Source organism: Streptomyces atriruber (assembly GCF_001418325.1).
GTDB classification, from domain to species: domain Bacteria; phylum Actinomycetota; class Actinomycetes; order Streptomycetales; family Streptomycetaceae; genus Streptomyces; species Streptomyces atriruber.
In genome coordinates, this window is sequence record NZ_LIPN01000645.1 from 1 (window position 1) to 2,192 (window position 2,192).

The following is a 2,192-nucleotide window of genomic DNA, read 5'->3' on the forward strand; positions in this document are numbered from 1 at the left end:
CCCGAAACCCTCGTCCCGCCCCGCCCCCAGCACGCCACGGAGCAGCACGCATGAGCACGCCTTTCGCCGTTTCCGTCAATGGAGAAGAACGCGATGTGGCCTCGGGCACCACGCTCGACGCCCTCGTGGCCACCCTCTCCTCGGCGCACTCCGGTGTCGCCGCCGCCCTCAACGAAACCGTCGTCCCGCGCGCGCAGTGGCCCACCACGGCCCTCTCCGCGGGTGACCGCGTCGAAGTACTCACCGCCGTCCAGGGAGGCTGAACCACCATGGCAGACGACCCCTTCGTCATCGGCGGGCTGACCTTCTCCTCGCGCCTGATCATGGGCACGGGCGGGGCGCCCAGCCTCGACGTCCTGGAGCGGTCCCTCGTCGCGTCCGGCACGGAGCTGACCACCGTCGCGATGCGCCGGCTCGACCCGGGCGTCCAGGGCTCCGTGCTCTCCGTCCTCGACCGGCTCGGCATCCGCGTCCTGCCCAACACCGCGGGCTGTTTCACGGCGGGCGAGGCCGTCCTCACCGCCCGGCTCGCCCGCGAGGCGCTCGGCACGGACCTGGTGAAACTGGAGGTGATCGCCGACGAGCGCACCCTGCTGCCCGATCCGGTCGAGACCCTGGACGCGGCCGAGACCCTGGTGGACGACGGCTTCACGGTCCTGCCGTACACGAACGACGACCCGGTGCTCGCGCGGAAGCTGGAGGACGTGGGCTGTGCGGCGATCATGCCGCTCGGCTCGCCCATCGGCTCCGGGCTCGGCATCCGCAATCCGCACAACTTCCAGCTGATCGTGGAGCACGCGCGCGTGCCGGTGATCCTCGACGCGGGCGCGGGCACGGCCTCCGACGCGGCGATCGCGATGGAGCTGGGGTGCGCGGGCGTGATGCTCGCCTCCGCGGTGACGCGGGCGCAGGAGCCGGTCCTGATGGCCGAGGCCATGCGGCACGGCGTGGAGGCCGGGCGGCTCGCGCACCGGGCGGGGCGGATCCCGCGACGGCACTTCGCCGAGGCGTCCTCGCCCGTCGAGGGCATGGCCCGCCTCGACCCGGAGCGCCCCGCGTTCTGAGTACCCCCGGAGGGCTCCGCCTGTTACAGCTCGGCTGCAGTCCAGCCGTGAGGACGCCCGCCCGGGCCGAGGTGTCGGCGTCGGCTCGTAGACTCCCCTGCGTGGACACGACCCTTCAGGACCCGCTCGTCGGGCAGCTGCTCGACAGCCGTTACCGCATCGAGGGACGCATCGCGGTCGGCGGGATGGCCACGGTCTACCGGGCCGTGGACACCCGCCTCGACCGCGTGCTCGCGCTCAAGGTGATGCACCCGACGCTGGCGGCCGACGCCTCCTTCGTCGACCGTTTCATCCGCGAGGCCAAGTCGGTGGCCCGCCTCTCGCATCCGAACGTGGTCGGCGTCTTCGACCAGGGCACGGACGGGTCGTACGTCTATCTCGCGATGGAGTACATCGCGGGCTGCACCCTGCGCGACGTCCTGCGCGAGCGCGGGGCCCTGCAGCCGCGCGCCGCGCTCGACATCCTGGAGCCGGTCCTCGCGGCGCTCGGCGCCGCGCACCGTGCCGGCTTCGTGCACCGCGACATGAAGCCGGAGAACGTCCTGATAGGGGACGACGGCCGGGTGAAGGTCGCCGACTTCGGGCTGGTCCGCGCGGTGGACACCGTGACGAACACGACGGGCACCGTCCTCGGCACCGTCTCCTACCTCGCCCCCGAGCAGATCGAGCACGGCACCGCGGACACCCGCGTGGACGTGTACGCCTGCGGGGTCGTGCTCTACGAAATGCTGACCGGCGCCAAGCCGCACTCCGGGGACTCCCCCGCCCAGGTCCTCTACCAGCACCTCAACGAAGACGTGCCGCCCCCGTCGGCGGCCGTCCCCGGGCTCGCCTTCGCCCTCGACGAGCTGGTCGCCTCCGCCACGGCGCGCATCCCCGACATCCGTCCGTACGACGCGGTGGCGCTCCTCGCCCAGCTCAGGGAGGCGCGGGCCGCCCTGAGCGAGGAGCAGCTCGACGCGGTGCCGCCGCAGGCGCACGCGGCGGCGCAGGACGGCTCCGAGGACCGCACGAGCGTGATCCCGCGCGCGGCGCGCGCCGTCCAGCTCCCGCTGCCCGCCGAGGGCGAGCAGGGCAGCCAGGACGCGCTGAACCGCACCAGCATCCTGGCTACCCCGCCGCCCGGCC

3 protein-coding genes are annotated in these 2,192 nt (G+C 73.3%); all 3 read left to right on the forward strand.

The genetic code is table 11. The annotated features are described in order from the left end of the window. Nucleotides 1-50: 50 nt before the first annotated feature. Nucleotides 51-263, forward strand: coding sequence for a sulfur carrier protein ThiS (gene thiS / locus AOK03_RS39630; RefSeq protein ID WP_055570174.1), 213 nt, complete (start codon nt 51-53; stop codon nt 261-263). Between the two features lie 6 nt (nt 264-269). Next, entirely contained in the window at nt 270-1,064 is a 795-nt protein-coding gene (locus AOK03_RS39635) for a thiazole synthase (protein WP_055570175.1), read from the forward strand. 101 nt (nt 1,065-1,165) lie between these two features. Beyond that, nucleotides 1,166-2,192 (forward strand): protein kinase domain-containing protein (locus tag AOK03_RS39640; protein WP_167355705.1); only part of this gene is annotated, 1,027 nt, incomplete at its 3' end.

Excerpts from the sequence above, each read along its gene's own strand:
- thiS (WP_055570174.1), top strand. The coding sequence starts at position 51 with ATGAGCACGCCTTTCGCCGTTTCCGTCAATGGAGAAGAACGCGATGTG.
- AOK03_RS39635 (WP_055570175.1), top strand. The coding sequence starts at position 270 with ATGGCAGACGACCCCTTCGTCATCGGCGGGCTGACCTTCTCCTCGCGC.